We start from the raw sequence: 16,997 nt of genomic DNA on the forward strand, positions 1-16,997 counted from the left end.
GCGCCGGCGACGTGCTCGCCTCCCTGTGGGGCGTCGGGAACCGCCCCGACGTGGACGCATCGCGCGTTGTCCTGGCCGGCTGGAGCCATGGCGGCTGGTCGATCATGGACCTGATGACCATGAACCTCGGCCACCCCGGCTCGGCCAGCCTGGCCGATCCGCAGAACGCCTCGCTCGAGGGCGTGCGGGGCGTGGCGCTCTACTACCCCTATCTCGGGATCGGCGCGCTGACCCGCCTGCGCCAGTGGCGGCATCGGCCGCACGTGCTGGGCGTCATCGCCCGCCACGACCACCTGTCCAGCGTCGACGGCGCCGAGACGGTCTACCGCAACCTAGTCACGGCGGGCGTTCCCGTTGAGACTTGGATCGCCGAAGGCACCCACGCCTTCGACGAGCCCGGCGCCCAGGGCTTCATGCGCCACGACCCGCGCCTGTCAGCCGACGGCCTGGGCCGCTACCTCGCCTTCCTGAACGCGACTTTGGCGCCCTGATCCTTCTCCCATTGGGAGAAGGTGGCCCGAAGGGCCGGATGAGGGTCGGATCGTGCAGAACTTGCACCTGTCGACCCTCGCCCTTCGCGCAGCCGGCCGCTTCGCTTGCCGGGCGCTCATCGGCCCTCTCCCAACGGGAGAGGGAGAGCCCAGGGGCGCCAGCCCCCTCATCCGGATGATCGAAGCGCTTGAGGTCGTTGAATAACCCCGCCGCTTGGGAAACCTGAACGCACGGCGTCCCCGACGCCCTTACACTCCGAGGCCCCCCTCTTTCACATCGTCCATCCGCGCCCGCACTTGCAGTAAATGGCAGTTGCAGTCGTTTTTCAGACTGCAACCTCGGCCGGCCCCAGCACCGCCACATTCACCTTCGTGCGAAGCCGGAACCCCAGCCTCTCGTAAAGGCCGATGGCCGCGGCGTTGTCGTGCCAGGCGTGCAGGAAGGGCGTCTCGCCGCGCGCCAGGATGCGGTTGGCCACCACCCGCGACAGGGCCGCGCCCAGGCCGCGCCCGCGAAAGTCCGGATGGGTACAGACGCCCGAGACCTCGGTGAAGCCCTCCGGCTTCATCCGCTCGCCCGCCATGGCCGCCAGCCGGCCGTCGATGCGCACCCCGATGAAGCCGCCCAGCCGATGCGTGCTCTCGAAGAAGGGCCCCGGCTGCGTGAGCGTCGCCAGCGCCAGCATCTCGGCCGCGTCGGCGTCGCCCAGCTCGATGAAGTCCGGCTCGGGCCCGCCCGGCGTGATGGCGTCCGCGACCATCTGCACGCCAAGCCCGTGCTGGGCGACCGGCACGTCCGGCGGCAGGTCGATGTCGGTGACCTCCATCAGCATCAGCCCGCCGTCCGGCGGGTTGATCGCCTTCAGCGCGGCCCAGCTCTCGGGACTGTCGGCGGCGACCGCAGCGAAGATCCCATAGCCCGGCGCAAACCGCCTCGCCCGCTTGCCGCCTACCGCCAGATGCGCCTGCCGCGACGTCAGGGCGCTCCAGACGGGACGGTCGAGCGGATGGGTCACGCTCGCCAGAAGCCCACGATCTTCTTGACCTCGTTGACCACCGGATCGGCGACCTCGGCGGCGCGCTCGGCGCCGTCCTTGAGCACCCGGTCGATCTCGGCGGGGTCGTCCATCAGCCGGCGCATCTCGGCCGTGACCGGCGCCAGGGACGACACCGCCAGCTCGGCCAGCCTTGGCTTGAAGGCGCCGAAGCCCTGGCCGGCGAACTCGGCCAGCACCTGTTCGCGGCTCATGTCGGCCAGGGCCGCATAGATGGTCACGAGGTTCTTGGCCTCGGGCCGCGCGTCGAGGCCCTCGAGCGTTTCCGGCAGCGGCTCGGGGTCGGTCTTAGCCTTGCGGACCTTGGAGGCGATGGCGTCGGCGTCGTCGGTCAGGTTGATCCGGCTGAGGTCCGAGGGGTCCGACTTGGACATCTTGGCCGCCCCGTCGCGCAGGCTCATCACGCGCGGCGCGGGGCCCTGCGTCAGGGGCTCGGGCAGGGGGAAGAAGCCCGGCACGCCGAAGTCGTTGTTGAACTTCTGGGCGATGTCCCGGGTCAGCTCCAGATGCTGTTTCTGGTCCTCGCCGGTCGGCACCTCGGTCGCCTTGTAGAGCAGGATGTCGGCGGCCTGGAGCACCGGATAGGTGTACAGCCCCACCGAGGCCCGCTCCTTGTGCTTGCCAGACTTCTCCTTGAACTGGGTCATGCGGTCGAGCCAGCCCAGCCGCGCCACGCAGTTGAACACCCAGGCCAGGTCCGCGTGGGCCCGCACCGCCGACTGCGGCCAGATCACCGAGCGCGCCGGGTCCAGCCCCGAGGCCAGATAGGCCGCCGCGATCTCGCGCGTCTGGGCCGTCAGCAGCGCCGGGTCCTGCCACACCGTGATCGCGTGCATGTCGGCCACGAACAGGAAGCAGGGCGCGCCCTGGTCCTGCAGCTGGGTGAACCGCTTCAGCGCGCCCAGATAGTTGCCGAGGTGAAGCGCGCCGGAGGCCTGGATGCCGGACAGGATACGGCGGGGGCCGGAGTAGACGGGGAGAGGAGCGTCGGACATGGGCCGCGCTCTAGCCGACCCTTGGCCCCGCCGCTAGGCGCCCGCCCGACGCTCGCGCCTCAGCAGGCCCTTGATCTCGCCGACCGTGACCGCGCGTGTGACGAACAGCAGGATCAGATAGACCAGCCCGCCCACGCCCGTGGTCAGGACCAGAGCGATCTCCTTGGCGCCGTGGTCGGTCAGGCCCGCAATCGGCGCCTCGATCATCGGCCGCATCAGCTGGGCGCCCACCAGCAGCCCGCCGAGCGCCGCCGAGGCGATCAGGATGCGCACCAGCCGCGACAGCGCCGACCCTCCCGGCCGGTACTCGCCCCGCCGCCAAAGGGTCAGGCCGAGCAGGCCCGCATTGACCCAGGCCGCCGCGCTCGTGGCCGCCGCGATGCCCGACACGCCCATGCCGAGGTTGAACAGGGCGATGGCCAGGACGGCGTTCACCGCCACCGAGATGAGGGCGAAGGTCATCGGGGTGCGCGTGTCCTGCCGCGCGAAGAAGCCCGGGGCCAGAACCCGGATCAGCACGAAGGCTGGCACACCCCAGCCGAACTGGAGCAGGGCCCGAGCCGTGTTCACCGCGTCGAAGGCCAGGAACTCCCCGCGCGTGAACAGGCCGTCGATCAGGAACAGCGGCATGGCCATGATGGCCGCGGCCGCCGGCAGGGTGAGCGCCATCGACAGGACCACCGCCTCGTCCATCGAGGCCTGCTCCTGGGCCCGGTCGCCGGAGGCCACGGCCGAGGACAGCTTGGGCAACAGCGCGATGCCGATGGCCACGCCGATCAGCCCGAGCGGCAGCTGATAGAGCCGGTCCGCCGTCGCCAGCCAGGTCCGTCCGCCGTCCACGAAGGAGGCGAGGTTGCCCGAGATGAAGACGTTGATCTGGGTCGCCGAGTTGCCGATGGCCGCCGGGATGGCCGTAATGATGATCGCCTTCACCGCCGGTGTCAGGCGCGGCAGGGCCAGCCTCACGTTCGCGCCGGCCTTCCGGACCGCCCACCAGCACAGGCCCGCCTGGGCCACGCCCGAGACCAGCACCGACCAGGCCGCCGCATAGGCCGCCTGCACCTGGTCGCCACGCCAGATCAGCAGGGCCGCCAGCATGATCAGGTTCATGGCGATCGGGTAGGCCCCCGAGACGATGAACCGCCCGCGCGCGTTCAGCACGCCCGACAGCAGGGCCGCGATGGCCATGCAGGGCAGGTAGGGCATGGTGATCTGCGTCAGGATCACCGCCAGCCGGAAGCGGTCCGGATCGTCGAGGAAGCCGATGTTGATGGCCATCATCAGCCACGGCATGGCCAGCTGGGCCACGATGGTCAGGATCAGGGTCACCACCGCGACCATCGCCAGGGCGTCGGTCGCGACCCGGTCGGCCTCGGCCTCGCCCTTCTGCTGCAGCGTGCGCGCATAGGCCGGCACGAAGGCGGCCGCGAAGGCGCCCTCGGCGAAGATGCGCCGGAACAGGTTCGGGAAGCTGAGCGCGGTGTTGTAGGCGTCCGCCGCCGGGCCTGCCGAGGCGCCCAGGAAGGCCGTGACCGCGATGTCGCGCGCGAAGCCGGCCAGCCGGCTCACCAGCGTCAGGCCGCTGAAGATGGCCGACGACCTCAGCACCCCGCCGGATTTCACTGGCGGGGGGCCGGGCGGATTGGTCGAGGCGGAGGCGCGGATCTCGGGTTCGAGGGACATGAGGCTTTGAGGATCCGCGCGAGAGGTTCACCCGCCCTTAGCGCCGGACGCGGGCGGGCGAAACCGGCTTGTGAGCGTCATCGCGCCGCGCTGGCCCGGGCGCGCGCCAGCCGCCGCGCCGGCGGGGCCTCGGCCGGGGGATCGAGCGCCTTCAGCAAGGCTTCGCGCACCCGCTCGCGAGTCTTCGCTGTCGTGATCCGCTCGCCCGAGGCGGTGACCACATAGAAGGCGTCCACCGCCCGCTCGCCGTGGTTCTCGATGTGAGCCGAGCGAACCTGCAGCTCCGCGTCCGACAGGGCTCGGGCCAGGTCGGCCAGCAGGCCCGGACGGTCGCGCCCCGTCGCCTCGATCACGGTTGACTCCCCGCCGGGCGGATTGTCGAAGGCCACCACCGGCGCGACCTCGAAGACCGACCGGCGCGGCGTCGCCCGGCGTTCCGGCGCGCTCGGCGCCGCCTCGCCGCGCGCGGCCCGCTCGACCGCCCGCGACAGCACCCGGCCCAGCCGGGCGTCCTCGGCCGCGAAGGCCTGGCCGGTCTGGTCCTGCAGCCAGAAGATCTCCAGCGCCCAGCCCTCGGGCGTGGTCGCCAGCCGCGCGCCGATCACGTCCGCGCCGTTGTCGGCGAGCGCCCGCGCGACCTCAGCGAAGAGGTTCGGCCGGTCCCGCGCGGCCAGGGCCAACTCGGTGGCCTGCATCTCCAGCGCCGGCCTCAGCCGCACGACCGGCTGGCCCTTGGTCGCCGCCCGCGCGATCAGCTCCGCCTCGTCGCCGAGGATGTCGAGCCCCTCGTCCGGCGCCCCCCGGAAGCGCCGCTCGGTCGCGGCGTAGAGCTCGCGCATCAGCCGGCCCTTGAAGCCGTTCCATACATTGGGCCCCACCGCGCGCACGTCCGCGCCGGTCATGGCCAGAAGCATCCGCAACCGCTCCAGGTCGCCCACGATGTCGGCGAAGGCCTCGATGGTCGCCGGGTCGGCCACGTCCCGCTTCTGGGCGAAGTCCGACAGCACCAGGTGATGCCGCACCAGCCAGGCGACCAGCTCGGCCCGCTTGGGCTCCAGCCCCAGCCGCTCGCAGGCCCGCCGCGCCGCGATCGCCCCATCCTCCAGCTGGCCGCGCGTCCCGCCCTTGCCGACGTCGTGCAGCAGCATGGCCAGGTACAGCGCCTCCCGGTCCGCGATCAGCGGAATGATGGAATGCGCCAGCGGATGATCGTCCTTCAGCTTGCCGGTCTCGATGTCCTTGAGCGCGCCGATGGCCTGCAGCGTGTGCTCGTCGACCGTATAGGCGTGGTAGCGGTTGAACTGGGTCTGGCCGACCACCCGAGCGAACTCCGGCAGGAAGCGTCCCAGCAGGCCCGTCTCGTTCATCAGCGACAGCGTCCGGTACGGCCTGCGCCCATGCGCCAGCACGTCGAGGAAGGCGCGCGTCGCCTCCGGCTTGCGCCTCAGCTGCGGCGTCACCGCGTCCAGGGACCGCGCCACGGCCCCGAAGGCGTCCGGATGCAGGTCCAGGTCCAGCCGGTCCGCCTCGCGGAACAGCAGCAGCATCGTCTCCGGATCGCGCTCCATCACCTTGGGGTCGGTGACGCTCAGTCGGCCCTCTTCGACGACCAACCCCTCGATCGCCAGCGGCTTGGCCCGCTTGGCGCGCGGCAGGGGCAACAGCCGCATCAGCCCCTCCGCCGGCTTGGCGTGCCGCGCCTCCAGCTTGGCGCATAGGGCCCGGGTCAGGGCCCCGACGTCGCGGGCGATGACGAAATAGCGCCGCATGAACCGCTCGACCGCCGGCTCCTCGCCGCGTCCGCTCCAGCCCATCAGCCGCGCCACCTCCGGCTGGACGTCGAAGCTCAGCTTCTCCTGAGCCCGCCCGGCGATGCGGTGCATGTGGATGCGCACGGCCCACAGGAAGTCGAAGGCCTGCACCGCCAGCCGCTGCTCCTTGGGCGTCAGCATCCCCTCAAGCGCCGCGCGGCCCATATCGCTGTGCGGCGCCAGCGCCCGCGCGATCCAGAACAGGGTGTTGAGGTCCCGCAAGCCCCCCTTGCCGTCCTTCACATTGGGCTCGACCTGATAGCGCACGGCGCCCGCGCGGGCGTGGCGGGTGTCCCGCTCGGCCAGCTTGGCCTGGATGAAGGGCCGGGGGTCGGCCCGCTCCACGTCGCGGCGAAAGCGGGCGATCAGCTTTTCGGTCAGGGCCGCGTCGCCCGCCAGCGGCCGGGCCTCCAGCAGACCGGTGCGGATCGTCATGTCCTTGCGCGCCAGCCGGATGCATTCGTCCAGGCCGCGCACCGCCCAGCCGACCTTGAAGCCGAGGTCCCACAGGCCGTGCAGCACCGTCTGGGCGAAGGCCTCGGCCTGGGCCGTCGTCTTGCCGGGCCTCAGGAACAGCAGGTCCAGGTCCGAAAAGGGCGCGAGCACCGCCCGGCCATAGCCCCCGACCGCCACCAGCGAGAGCCCGGCGCCCGGATGCCGCGCCTCCGCCTCGGCCCACAGGGCCTTGACCGCCTCGTCCGCCGCCTGGGCGTAGAGCCGCGCCGCCTCGACCCCCTTCAGCCCGCCTTCCAGCCGCGCCCCGGCCTTGTCGCGCGCGGCCTCCAGCCGGGTCCGGATCGCCTCCAGCGCGGGCGGCGCCTCGGTCACGTCCGCGCCGCCTCCTTCAGCCGGTAGAGCACCTCCAGCGCCTCGCGCGGCGTCAGGTCGTCCGGCTCGATCCCGGCCAGGGCCTGCTCGACCGCATTTGGCCCGGCCGGCGCCGCCGGCTCGGCGAAGCCCACGGCGAACAGCGGCAGGTCGTCCAGCCGCGCCGCTCCGGAATCCTCGTTCTCCAGCCGCTCCAGCACCTGCCTGGCGCGCGCCACCACCGGCCCGGGCACGCCGGCCAGCCGCGCCACCTGCACCCCATAGGAGCGGTCCGCCGCGCCCGGCCCGGCCTCGTGCAGGAAGACCAGCTCGCCGTTCCACTCCTTGGCCCGCATCGACAGGTTGCCGAGGTGCTCCAGCCGCCCCTCCAGGAGCGCCAGCTCGTGATAGTGGGTGGCGAACAGGGTCCGGCACTTCACCCGGTCGTGCAGGTGCTCGGTCGCGGCCCAGGCGATGGCCAGGCCGTCATAGGTGGCGGTGCCCCGGCCGATCTCGTCCAGCACCACGAGCGACCGCTCGGTCGCCTGGGTCAGGATGGCGGCGGTCTCGACCATTTCGGTCATGAAGGTCGAGCGCCCGCGCGACAGGTCGTCGCCCGAGCCGACCCGGCTGAACAGCCTGTCGATCACGCCCAGACGCATCGAGGCCGCGGGCACGAAGCAGCCGGCCTGCGCCAGCACCGCGAGGATGGCGTTCTGGCGCAGGAAGGTCGACTTGCCGGCCATATTGGGTCCGGTGACGATCATCAGCCGTTTCGACGTGTCGCCCGCTCCGTCGAGACGACAGTCGTTGGGCGTGAACGGCTGGCCGTCGCGGCTGACCGCCGCCTCGACCACCGGGTGCCGCCCCGCCTCGACGTGGAAGGCGCAGGACCGGTCGATCACCGGCCGCACGCAGCGCGCGTCCTCGGCCCATTCCGCCAGGCTCGAGGCCACGTCCAGCTCCGCCAGCGCCTCGGCCGCGGCCCTGAGCGGCTCGGCCAGACCGACCGCCCGGACGCGGAAGCCCTCGAACAGCTCGATCTCCATGGCCAGGGCCCGCTCGCCGGCCTGGGCGATCTTGGCGTCCAGCTCGGCCAACTCCACCGTCGTGAACCGCACCTGGTTGGCCATCGTCTGGCGGTGGATGTAGCCGCTCTCCGGCCCCTGCCGGATCAGGGCCTCAGCCTTGGCCGACGCCAGCTCCAGGAAATAGCCGAGCACGGCATTGTGCCGGACCTTCAGCGGCAGGCCCGTCTCGGCCTGGCAGCGCGCCTCCAGTTCGGCGACCACCCGGCGGCTGTCGTCGCGCAGAGCCCGCGCCGCATCCAGCTCCGCCCAGTAGCCCGCCGCGATGAAGCCGCCGTCGCGCGCCAGGTGCGGCGGCTGGTCGTTCAAGCCGCGCCCGAGGTCGCCGGCCAGGGCCTCGATCGCGTCCGACGCCGTCAGGGCCTGGCAGGCGCCCGAGACCTCCGCGGGGAACTCGCTCAGCGGCTCCTTGGCGGCGTCCAGCAGCTTCAGCACCGAGGCCGCGCGCGTCAGCCCGTCCTTCAGCGCCGCGAGATCGCGCGGACCGCCGCGTCCGAGCGCCAGCCGTCCGACCGCTCGGGCCAGGTCCGGCGCGCCCTTCAGCTCGCCGCGCAGGGTGCGCCTCAGTTGCCGCCGCTCGACGAACCAGCCGACGGCGTCGAGCCGGGCGGCGATCTGGTCGGTGTCAGACAGGGGCCGGGCGATCCGCTCGGCCAGCCGCCGCGCGCCGGGCGCCGTCACCGTCCGGTCGATGGCGGCCAGCAGCGAGCCCTCGCGGCTCCCGCCTTGTGTCCGGTCGATCTCCAGGCTCGCGCGTGTGGCCTGGTCGATGGCCATGAAACCGGCTTCGGCCAGCCGGCGCGGCGCCTTCAGCGACGGCAGCTTGCCGGCCTGGGTGGTCTCCACATAGGCCGCGATCAGCCCCAGCGCGGAGACCTCGCAGGGCTCGAAGGCCCCGAAGCCGTCCAGGGTGGCCGAGCCGTACAGCCGCTCCACCCGCGTCCGCGCCGCGGTCGGCTCGGCCAGGGCCTGGGCCATGGGCTGGACCACCCCGCCCGAGGTCTTCAGCGCCGCCGCCAGGGCCTCGTCGGCGAACAGCCGGTCTCCGGCCAGGGTCTCGGACGGCCGCACCGCCGCGAGCGCCGAGGCCAGTTGGTCGCGCCCGCAGGCCAGGGTCTCGACCTCGCCGGTCGACAGTTCGATCGAGGCCAGCGCCGCGCGATCGCCGCGCACCGCGACCGCCGCCAGACGGTTGGCCCGGCCGGGTTCCAGCAGGCTGTCCTCGGTCAGGGTCCCGGGCGTGACGACGCGCACCACGTCGCGCCGCACCACCGCCTTGGAGCCGCGCTTCCTGGCCTCGGATGGGTCTTCCAGCTGCTCGCAGACCGCGACCTTGAACCCCTGCCGGATCAGCCGCGCCAGATAGCCCTCGGCCGCATGCACCGGCACGCCCGCCATCGGGATGTCGCCGCCCTGGTGCTTGCCGCGCCGCGTGAGCGTGATGCCCAGCGCATTGGCCGCGACCTCGGCGTCCTCGAAGAACAGCTCGTAGAAGTCGCCCATCCGGAAGAACAGCAGCGCGTCGGGCTGGCGCGCCTTGGCGGCCAGGAACTGGGCCATCACGGGGCTCGTGTCGGCCGGGACGGGCGGGGGCGAAGGGGCGTTCATCGGAAGCGCGCAAGGTGGCCGATGCGGCCCCCCGGCTCAAGCGATTCAGTCGTCGGACGGCTTGCGGTTGGCGGCGATGCCGGCGCTTTCGGCCTTCAGCGGCCGCGACACCGGGCAGACCTCCTGCACATAGCCGTTCAGCGTATTGGCCAGGTGCTCTCGCGACAGGCTGTAATGCACGAACTGGCCGCGCTTCTCGCTGGTCACCAGCCCGGCGTTCTCCAGCACCGACAGGTGTTGCGACACCGCCGGCTTCGAGATCTCGAACCGCGCCGCGATCTCGCCCGCCGTCAGGTCGGCATGCGCCAGATAGGCCAGGATCTTGCGCCGCACGGGCGAGGAGAGGGCTTCGAAGACACGCTGCATCGTCCTTATTTAAGCGATTTACTAAGCACTTGCCAGAGGTGTGGGTGTTAGGTAATTAAGCAAGGACCTAAATGAGGGCGACATGGCTCACACTCGTTTCGCACCGGCCTACGCACACGCGCTTCTGGTTGGCCCCTCAATCCTTCCGCTCGCGATCGTGGTGGTCGGGTCGGCTGCCGCATTCCTGGCCGGAGAGTACATAGCCCTGTTAGGCTTGGTTTGGCTCGCAGCAACGTTTTGGGCTTTCAGCCTGCCGGCCTGGGCATTGGGTTTAGCTGCGGGCGTCGTGGTTTGGCAGTTGATCGAGCGGATAGGAGGAGGCGGACCTTGGCAGGCGACCTTCCTTGGTGGCGCGTCGGTCGGCGCGCTGTGGTTCTTCGCGACCAGGCCCTTCCTTGAAGCCGCAGCCCCCCAGCTGATCCTTGTCACCGCTGTGGGCGCAGCCTCCGGCGCGATAGCCGGCTATGTCGGCTGGCGGGCGGGGCGCATGCGGGAGATCACCCTGTGACCCCCGACCCGCACGACCCCTGCGCGGTCAACAGCCTCGTCGAATCCCACGGCTGCAGCCCGGTCGAGGGCCGGGTGGTCTGGGACCCCGCTCACTCTGTCTGGAACGGGGCCATGCTGTCGGGCGCCCTGATCCTGGGTCCGCTGACCTTCAACTGGCCGGCCTTCGCCGTCTTCCTGTTCGGCACGGGCGCGGCCCTGTTGCTTGGCCATTCGGTCGGCTTCCACCGCCGGCTAATCCACCGCAGCTTCGACTGCCCGCTGTGGCTCGAGCATTTCCTCGTCTGGGTTGGGACCGCGGTCGGCATGAGCGGTCCGTTCTGGATGATCCGCACCCACGACCTGCGCGACTGGGCCCAGCGCCAGCCGGACTGCCACGACTATCTCGCGCACCGGCGGCCGATGCTGGTCGACGCCTGGTGGCAGATGCATTGCCGGCTGGAGCTAGCGCGCCCACCGGCCTTTGACCTCGGCCGCGTCGGCCGGGACCGCTTCTATCGCTTCCTCGAACGCACCTGGATGCTGCAGCAGGCGCCGATCGCGCTCGGCCTCTATCTCTTGGGCGGCTGGCCGTTCGTGGTGTGGGGCGTCTGCGCGCGCGTCTCGGCTTCGGTTGTCGGCCACTGGTTCGTGGGTCACCTGGCGCACACCCGGGGCCCTCAGAGCTGGCTCGTGGACGGCTCGGGCGTGCAGGCCCACGACGTGCCGTGGGCGGCGGTCCCGACCATGGGCGAGGCCTGGCACAACAACCATCACGCCTGGCCCGGCTCGGCGCGGATCGGCCTGCATCCCGGCCAGGCCGACTGGGGCTACCGCTTCATTCAGCTGCTGGCGGCGCTGGGCCTGGCCTGGAACATCCGCACGCCCGAGACCATGGGCGCGCGGGACGCCCTGCGCTCGGTCCTCGTCAGCTCCGCCAGCGGAGAACCGCCGGCTCGACCGGGTTTGCGAACGGGCGCGCTTCCGAGCGGCTCCTGAACCACTCGCGCTTGAGGCCCTGGTACCATTTGGCCTGCTTGTCGGCGTCGTCGATCCAGATCAGGGCGGGGTCATAGCGCAGGCCCTCGTTCTGCAGGTTCACCATGTCGCCGTCCTGCTTCAGGAAGGCCTTGGCGCCGGCGCGCAGGAAGGGCTTGGCCAGGCCGAAGACCGGATGGTCCGACCAGAAGACCTGGGTGATGCGCGTCTTCTTCTCGGTGATCGGTGTCAGCAGGGTGAGGGCCAGCACCTGCCGCTCGCCGACCTGGATGTGCTCCCAGCGCAGCGCCGGCAGGCGGAAGACGATCTCGGTCGCGGGCTTGCCGCCGAGCAGCTTGTAGGCCCGGCTGTTGGACGACGGCGCGTGTCGCGCCATGGCGAAGCCCAGCTCGCGCGGCTCGAAGGCCTTGGACTTCTCGTGCTGGCTGGATTCGGTGCGCCACCACCACTGCTTGTGGACATAGGGCCCATGGGCCGGGTCCATCAGGCCGACCACGGCGTGGTCGATGTGGGCGTCGAAATCCATCCGCTCGACCAGCTTGGGGCCGCCGCCGACGACGCCCGGGAAGACCGGCGGCGCGTGATCCGGCTCGGCCGGCAGGCGCGGATCGGACGCCATCCAGACGAAGACCAGGCCCTGGCTCTCCCGCGCCGGATAGGACCGCACGCGGATCCGGGCGACGTCGAACTCCTGCTCGCCGGTCAGGGACGGAATGGCCGCGCAGCCGCCGTCGGGGCGGAAACGCCAGCCGTGATAGGGGCATTCGACCGTCTCGCCCTCGCCGTCGCGGTCCACCACCCGTCCGGCCGACAGGGGCGCGGCCCGGTGGGGGCAGATGTCGCGCATGGCGAAGACCTCGCCCGCCCGCGTGCGCCCGATCAGCACCGGCTCGCCCAGCAGTTCGTAACGTTTCAGCGACCCCGGCCGCACCTCGTCCGACAGGGCGGCGAACCACCAGATGTCGCGCAGGAAGCCCTGACCGAAGGGCGGAGGGGCGGCGCGCTTGTCGGGCGGGGCATCGGTCATGTCGGCTGTCTAGCGCCGCTGTGGCGCCGCGTCATCCGGCCCGCGCCTGGGACGACAGCCACAGCGCCGCGCTCATGGACCGGCCGATGTGGGCCGCCTTCGCCTTGATCACCTCGGCGGGCTCGGGTTCGAAGAGGCTGTCCACCGCCTCGCCCCACAGCTCCAGCCAGCGCGGGAAGAGGTCCGAGGTCACGCCCGCAGCCGCGTGCTTGGGCAGGGGCCGCCCGTGAAAACGCCCCGCCCCAAGCAGCACCGAGCACCAGAAGTCGGTCAGCAGGTGAAAATGCGCCGGCCAGTCATGCACCGCCCGGCCGAACACCGGCCCGAGCAGGGCGTCTTCCCGCGCGCGGCCATAGAAGGTCTCGACAAGGCGGCGCAGGGCCGGCTCGTCGATCGCCTCGAACCGGTCCATGCCTAGATCAGCGCGCCGTGGCAGTGCTTGAACTTGCGGCCCGAGCCGCAGGGGCAGACCGCGTTGCGGCTGGTCCGCTCCCAGCCTTCGGGCAGCATTGACACCGGCATGCGCGAGCGCTGGTCGGCGTTGCCCTGCGTCTCCGGCATCTGGCCGGCGGGGTCGGCCATCTCGTTCTCGCCGGTCAGCGGGTTGAGGTGGACTTCCTCGATCTCGACTGGCGGGGGCGGCGGCTGGAAGCGGAACTCGACCGTCATCAGCCAGCGCGTCACGTTCTGGCGCAGGTTCACCAGCAGCGCCTCGAACAGGGAGAAGGCCTCGGTCTTGTACTCGTTCAGCGGATCGCGCTGGGCGTAGCCGCGCAGGCCGATGACCGCGCGCAGGTGCTCGAGGTGCACCAGGTGCTCGCGCCACTGCATGTCGATCATCTGCAGCATGAAGTTCTTCTCGAGGCCGCGCATCTGGTCGGCCCCGATCATCTCGAGACGCTCCTTGGCGCGGGTCTCGGAGGCCGCCTGCAGGCGCTCCTCCATCTCCTCGTTGGACACACCTTCCTCGGCGGCCCAGTCGCGGACCGGCAGGTCGAGGCCCAGCAGGGCCTTCACCCGCTCGTCCAGGCCCTCGATATCCCACTGCTCGGCATAGGCCTTGGGCGGCAGGAAGCGGTCGACCAGGTCGGTGACGGTGTCGCGGCGGAACTCGTCGACCAGTTCGGACAGGTCCTGGGATTCCAGGAACTCCTGGCGCTGTTCGAAGATCGCCTTGCGCTGCTCGTTCACGACGTCGTCGTACTTCAGCAGGTTCTTGCGGATCTCGTAGTTGCGCTGCTCGACGCGCTTCTGGGCCGTGGCAATGGCGCCGTTCAGCCACTTGTGGGTGATCGCCTCGCCTTCCTGGACGCCGAAGTTGCGCATGATCGCGTCCAGCCGGTCGCCGGCGAAGATGCGCAGCAGGTCGTCCTCACAGGACAGGTAGAACTTCGAGAAGCCCGGGTCGCCCTGGCGGCCGGTCCGGCCGCGCAGCTGATTGTCGATGCGGCGGCTCTCGTGGCGTTCGGTGCCGAGCACGAACAGGCCGCCCAGCGCCAGCGCCTGCTTGCGCTTGCCCTCGATCTCGGCGGCGATCCGGTCGCGCTCGGCCATCTCGGCGGCGTGATCGGGCTCGGCGCCCGCGGCGCGCTGGTCGGCGCGCCAGCGCATCATGCGCATGTCGAGGTTGCCGCCCAGCTGGATGTCGGTGCCGCGGCCGGCCATGTTTGTGGCGATGGTCACGGCGCCCGGCAGGCCGGCGTCGGCCACGATGTAGGCTTCCTGCTCGTGGTGCTTGGCGTTCAGCACATTGTGCGGCACGCCCTTGCCCGTCTTGGTCTCGACCTCGAACGCGGCGTCGCCGAACTTCTTGCGGACGCGCATGGCGAACGCGTCGGACTCGATCTCGCGCTTGGACCAGACCGTCTTGAACGGGCGACCGCCCGCGTCGGCCTCGAGCTGGGCGGCGAACTCCGGCTTGAGCCGCCAGACCTCGACCTCCCAGGCCCACTCCAGCAGCAGCTTGGAGAGATTGTCCGACTTCTCGATCGAGACGGTGCCGACCAGGATCGGCTGGCCGATGGCGTGGCGCTCGGCGATGAGACCGCAGATGGCGCGGTTCTTCTCCGCCATCGTGCGATAGACCTCGTCGTCCTCGTCGATGCGGGCGATGGGCCGGTTGGTCGGGATCTCGACCACGTCCATCTTGTAGATGTCGTGGAACTCGGCGGCCTCGGTCGCGGCCGTGCCGGTCATGCCGGACAGCTTCTTGTAGAGGCGGAAGTAGTTCTGGATCGTCACCGAGGCCAGGGTCTGGTTCTCGGGCTGGATCTTGACCTTCTCCTTGGCCTCGATGGCCTGGTGCAGGCCTTCCGACAGGCGCCGGCCCGGCATCATCCGGCCGGTGAACTCGTCGACCAGGATGATCTCGCCTGCGCGGATCAGATAATGGGTGTCGCGCTGGTAGAGCAGGTTGGCCCTGAGCGCCTGGTTGACGTGGTGGACCACCGAGATGTTGGCCGGGTCGTAGAGGCCGGCTGAATCCTCGGCCAGGTGCCCGGCGGCGGCCAGCATGTCCTCGACCTTCTCCGAGCCGGTCTCCGACAGCAGCGCCTGACGCTGCTTCTCGTCGAGGTCGTAGGTGCTCTCGTCCTTGATCAGCTCGCGGACCAGCTCATCGACCACCAGGTAGAAGTCCGAGCGGTCCTCGGTCGGGCCCGAGATGATCAACGGCGTTCGCGCCTCGTCGATCAGGGTGGAGTCCACCTCGTCGACGATGACGAAGTTGTGCCCGCGCTGGACCATCTCGCGCAGGTCGTAGACGAGGTTGTCGCGCAGGTAGTCGAAGCCGAACTCGTTGTTCGTGCCGTAGGTGATGTCGGCCTGATAGGCCGCGTGGCGCTGGCCCTGGCTCAGGCCGTGGACGATGACGCCGACCTCCAGCCCGAGGAAGCGGTAGATCTGGCCCATCCACTCCGCGTCGCGGCGGGCGAGGTAGTCGTTCACCGTGATCAGATGGACGCCCTTGCCTTCAAGGGCGTTCAGATAGGCGGGCGCGGTGGCGACCAGCGTCTTGCCTTCGCCGGTGCGCATCTCGGCGATGCCGCCCTCGTGCAGCACCATGCCGCCGACCAGCTGCACGTCGTAGTGGCGCTGGCCCAGGGTCCGCTTGGACGCCTCACGAACCACCGCGAAGGCCTCGTTGAGGATCTTGTCGAGCGTCTCGCCCGCGGCCAGCCGGTCCTTGAAGACCTGCGTCATCATCCGCAGCTCGTCGTCGCTCATCTTCTCGAAGCGCGGCTCGAGAGCGTTGATCTTTTGGACGCGGGCGGTGAAATCCTTGACCCTGCGGTCGTTGGAAGAGCCGAAGAGCTTCTTGGCGAGGCCGAGCATGACAGGTCCGGAAAGGGCGGCGAGCTCCGCCACTCTTTCAAGGGGTCGGCGGGAGGCTCGGAACGCCGGGAAAATGGCGGTCGTCACCCAAGAATTTAAGGGGTTCAAACCCCTCGACTTGAGCGCGCGCGAGACTTAAGCAGCCCCCAAAGCCCTGTCAACGACAGGGGTTCTCGGTATTTCGTCGTCGGACGGAGGCAAGCGGCCATGATCGCCCTCGATATCAGGCGTCTCGCCCCGCTTCTGGGCCTGATCGCCGCGCTCGGACTGGCCGCCTGCCAGGGCGGCGACCGTGACGAGCGCCCGCCCCAGCCCGGCGACGTCATCGTCGCCCGGGTCGACGGCGATCCGGTCTGGGCCTCTGACGTCAAGCGTGAGGCGGTGGCGCAGGGTCTCATCGGCGAGGGAGAGCCCTTCGATCCGGCCACGGACCTGTTCCGCCGCGTGCTGGACGAGGTCATCGACCAGGAACTGCTGGCCCGTGAGGCCGAACGGCGTGGCCTGGACGACAGCCCTCTCGCCCGCCAGCGGCTGGAGGCGGCCCGCAAGCGCATCCTCGGCGACATGCTGGTCGAGACGGTCGTTGACGACGCCATCTCCGAGCGCGCCATCGAGGAGCTCTATCAGGAGCAGCGCCGCCTGACCGAGCAATCCGAGGAGTTCCGCGCCCGCATGATCCTGGTGCGCACCCGCGAGGAGGCCGAGGCCGTCATGACCCTGCTCGCCAACGGCGCCTCCTTCGAGGCCCTGGCGGCGGAGCGCTCGATCGACGAGTCGACGCGCTTCAACGGCGGCGACCTCGATTACTTCACGGTCGACACCATGCCGCCGGCCTTCGGCGCCGCGCTGCGCGAGGCGAGGGCTGGCGATACGGTCGGGCCGTTCCAGGCGGAGGGCGGCTGGGCCATCCTGCGCGTCGAAGACCGCCGCCAGGAGCAGCCCCTCAGCCTTGAGCAAGCCCGGCCGCAGATCCTCCGCTTCCTCACCTACGACCAGGTGCGCCAGCTGCTGGAACGCCTGCGCGGGCGCGCCGAGATCGAGATCGTGGCGGAGGGCGATCCGCTCGCCGTGCCGGATGCGCCGCGCGAGCCCGCCTCCGCGCCGGCCACGTCCGAGACCGCCGCGTCCGAGACGCCGGCGTCGGCGACCGAAGGTGAAGCTGACCAGCCCCCGGCCGCCCAATGAGCCGCAAGCCTGGCCGTAGCGGCGGCGTCCGCGACAGCGTCGAGGCCGTTGGGCACACGATCG

At 70.7% G+C, this 16,997-nt stretch carries 12 protein-coding genes and 1 pseudogene; 4 read left to right on the forward strand and 9 right to left on the reverse strand.

Annotated features, from left to right (window positions below):
* Positions 1-491 (forward strand): annotated as a pseudogene (locus Q0M60_RS14345) (dienelactone hydrolase); the annotation flags it as partial.
* A 326-nt stretch (positions 492-817) separates the two neighbouring features.
* Here the strand turns inward: Q0M60_RS14345 and Q0M60_RS14350 are convergent.
* The 6 genes from Q0M60_RS14350 to Q0M60_RS14375 form a co-directional block, all read right to left on the reverse strand.
* A complete protein-coding gene (locus Q0M60_RS14350; RefSeq protein WP_296820797.1) occupies positions 818-1,507 on the reverse strand; it encodes a GNAT family N-acetyltransferase in 690 nt (229 codons plus the stop codon).
* The gene (trpS, locus tag Q0M60_RS14355) at positions 1,504-2,541 is read right to left on the reverse strand and encodes a tryptophan--tRNA ligase (protein ID WP_296820799.1); all 1,038 of its coding nucleotides are present in this window, start codon (positions 2,539-2,541) and stop codon (positions 1,504-1,506) included. The genes Q0M60_RS14350 and trpS overlap by 4 nt, the downstream gene beginning before the upstream one ends.
* A 33-nt stretch (positions 2,542-2,574) precedes the next feature.
* Positions 2,575-4,224 carry a murein biosynthesis integral membrane protein MurJ gene (murJ, locus tag Q0M60_RS14360; RefSeq protein ID WP_296820801.1) on the reverse strand — a complete coding sequence of 550 codons (1,650 nt, stop codon included), beginning with the start codon at positions 4,222-4,224 and terminating at the stop codon, positions 2,575-2,577.
* A 77-nt stretch (positions 4,225-4,301) separates the two neighbouring features.
* Positions 4,302-6,863 (reverse strand): [protein-PII] uridylyltransferase, encoded by a 2,562-nt coding sequence (gene glnD, locus Q0M60_RS14365; protein ID WP_296820803.1) that lies wholly within the window; start codon positions 6,861-6,863, stop codon positions 4,302-4,304.
* Entirely contained in the window at positions 6,860-9,538 is a 2,679-nt protein-coding gene (gene mutS, locus Q0M60_RS14370; protein WP_296820806.1) for a DNA mismatch repair protein MutS, read from the reverse strand. Before mutS ends, glnD begins: the two co-directional genes overlap by 4 nt.
* 45 nt (positions 9,539-9,583) lie before the next feature.
* Positions 9,584-9,904, reverse strand: a complete 321-nt coding sequence (locus Q0M60_RS14375) for a metalloregulator ArsR/SmtB family transcription factor (RefSeq protein WP_296820809.1) — start codon at positions 9,902-9,904, stop codon at positions 9,584-9,586.
* An 82-nt stretch (positions 9,905-9,986) separates the two neighbouring features.
* On the opposite strand from Q0M60_RS14375, the gene Q0M60_RS14380 reads away from it, so the two are divergent.
* Entirely contained in the window at positions 9,987-10,412 is a 426-nt protein-coding gene (locus Q0M60_RS14380; protein WP_296820811.1) for a hypothetical protein, read from the forward strand.
* Positions 10,409-11,389: an acyl-CoA desaturase gene (locus Q0M60_RS14385; protein WP_296820813.1), complete on the forward strand. Its 981-nt coding sequence runs from the start codon at positions 10,409-10,411 to the stop codon at positions 11,387-11,389. The genes Q0M60_RS14380 and Q0M60_RS14385 overlap by 4 nt, the downstream gene beginning before the upstream one ends.
* On the opposite strand, the gene Q0M60_RS14390 is transcribed toward Q0M60_RS14385, so the two are convergent.
* Genes Q0M60_RS14390 through secA form a run of 3 tightly spaced genes read right to left on the reverse strand, consistent with a single transcriptional unit; the run spans position 11,319 to position 15,749 of the window.
* Entirely contained in the window at positions 11,319-12,416 is a 1,098-nt protein-coding gene (locus Q0M60_RS14390) for an aromatic ring-hydroxylating dioxygenase subunit alpha (RefSeq protein ID WP_296820815.1), read from the reverse strand. The genes Q0M60_RS14385 and Q0M60_RS14390 overlap by 71 nt on opposite strands.
* Positions 12,417-12,447: 31 nt before the next feature.
* A complete protein-coding gene (locus tag Q0M60_RS14395) occupies positions 12,448-12,828 on the reverse strand; it encodes a group III truncated hemoglobin (RefSeq protein ID WP_296820818.1) in 381 nt (126 codons plus the stop codon).
* Between the two features lie 2 nt (positions 12,829-12,830).
* On the reverse strand, positions 12,831-15,749 hold the full coding sequence (secA, locus tag Q0M60_RS14400; protein WP_296820820.1) for a preprotein translocase subunit SecA: 2,919 nt from the start codon (positions 15,747-15,749) through the stop codon (positions 12,831-12,833).
* 207 nt (positions 15,750-15,956) lie between these two features.
* Here secA and Q0M60_RS14405 point away from each other — a divergent pair, with 207 nt between their 5' ends.
* Complete coding sequence (locus Q0M60_RS14405; protein ID WP_296820821.1) at positions 15,957-16,934, forward strand: peptidyl-prolyl cis-trans isomerase; 978 nt, start codon at positions 15,957-15,959, stop codon at positions 16,932-16,934.
* Positions 16,935-16,997: the final 63 nt, after the last annotated feature.

Origin of the sequence: Brevundimonas sp., assembly GCF_024711105.1 — a bacterium.
GTDB lineage: Bacteria > Pseudomonadota > Alphaproteobacteria > Caulobacterales > Caulobacteraceae > Brevundimonas.

What these genes read in the sequence shown, in the direction of transcription:
- secA (WP_296820820.1), bottom strand. Translation starts at nt 15,749, where the DNA reads ATGCTCGGCCTCGCCAAGAAGCTCTTCGGCTCTTCCAACGACCGCAGG.
- Q0M60_RS14395 (WP_296820818.1), bottom strand. Translation starts at nt 12,828, where the DNA reads ATGGACCGGTTCGAGGCGATCGACGAGCCGGCCCTGCGCCGCCTTGTC.
- Q0M60_RS14375 (WP_296820809.1), bottom strand. Translation starts at nt 9,904, where the DNA reads ATGCAGCGTGTCTTCGAAGCCCTCTCCTCGCCCGTGCGGCGCAAGATC.
- Q0M60_RS14405 (WP_296820821.1), top strand. Translation starts at nt 15,957, where the DNA reads ATGATCGCCCTCGATATCAGGCGTCTCGCCCCGCTTCTGGGCCTGATC.
- murJ (WP_296820801.1), bottom strand. Translation starts at nt 4,224, where the DNA reads ATGTCCCTCGAACCCGAGATCCGCGCCTCCGCCTCGACCAATCCGCCC.
- trpS (WP_296820799.1), bottom strand. Translation starts at nt 2,541, where the DNA reads ATGTCCGACGCTCCTCTCCCCGTCTACTCCGGCCCCCGCCGTATCCTG.
- Q0M60_RS14380 (WP_296820811.1), top strand. Translation starts at nt 9,987, where the DNA reads ATGGCTCACACTCGTTTCGCACCGGCCTACGCACACGCGCTTCTGGTT.
- mutS (WP_296820806.1), bottom strand. Translation starts at nt 9,538, where the DNA reads ATGAACGCCCCTTCGCCCCCGCCCGTCCCGGCCGACACGAGCCCCGTG.
- Q0M60_RS14390 (WP_296820815.1), bottom strand. Translation starts at nt 12,416, where the DNA reads ATGACCGATGCCCCGCCCGACAAGCGCGCCGCCCCTCCGCCCTTCGGT.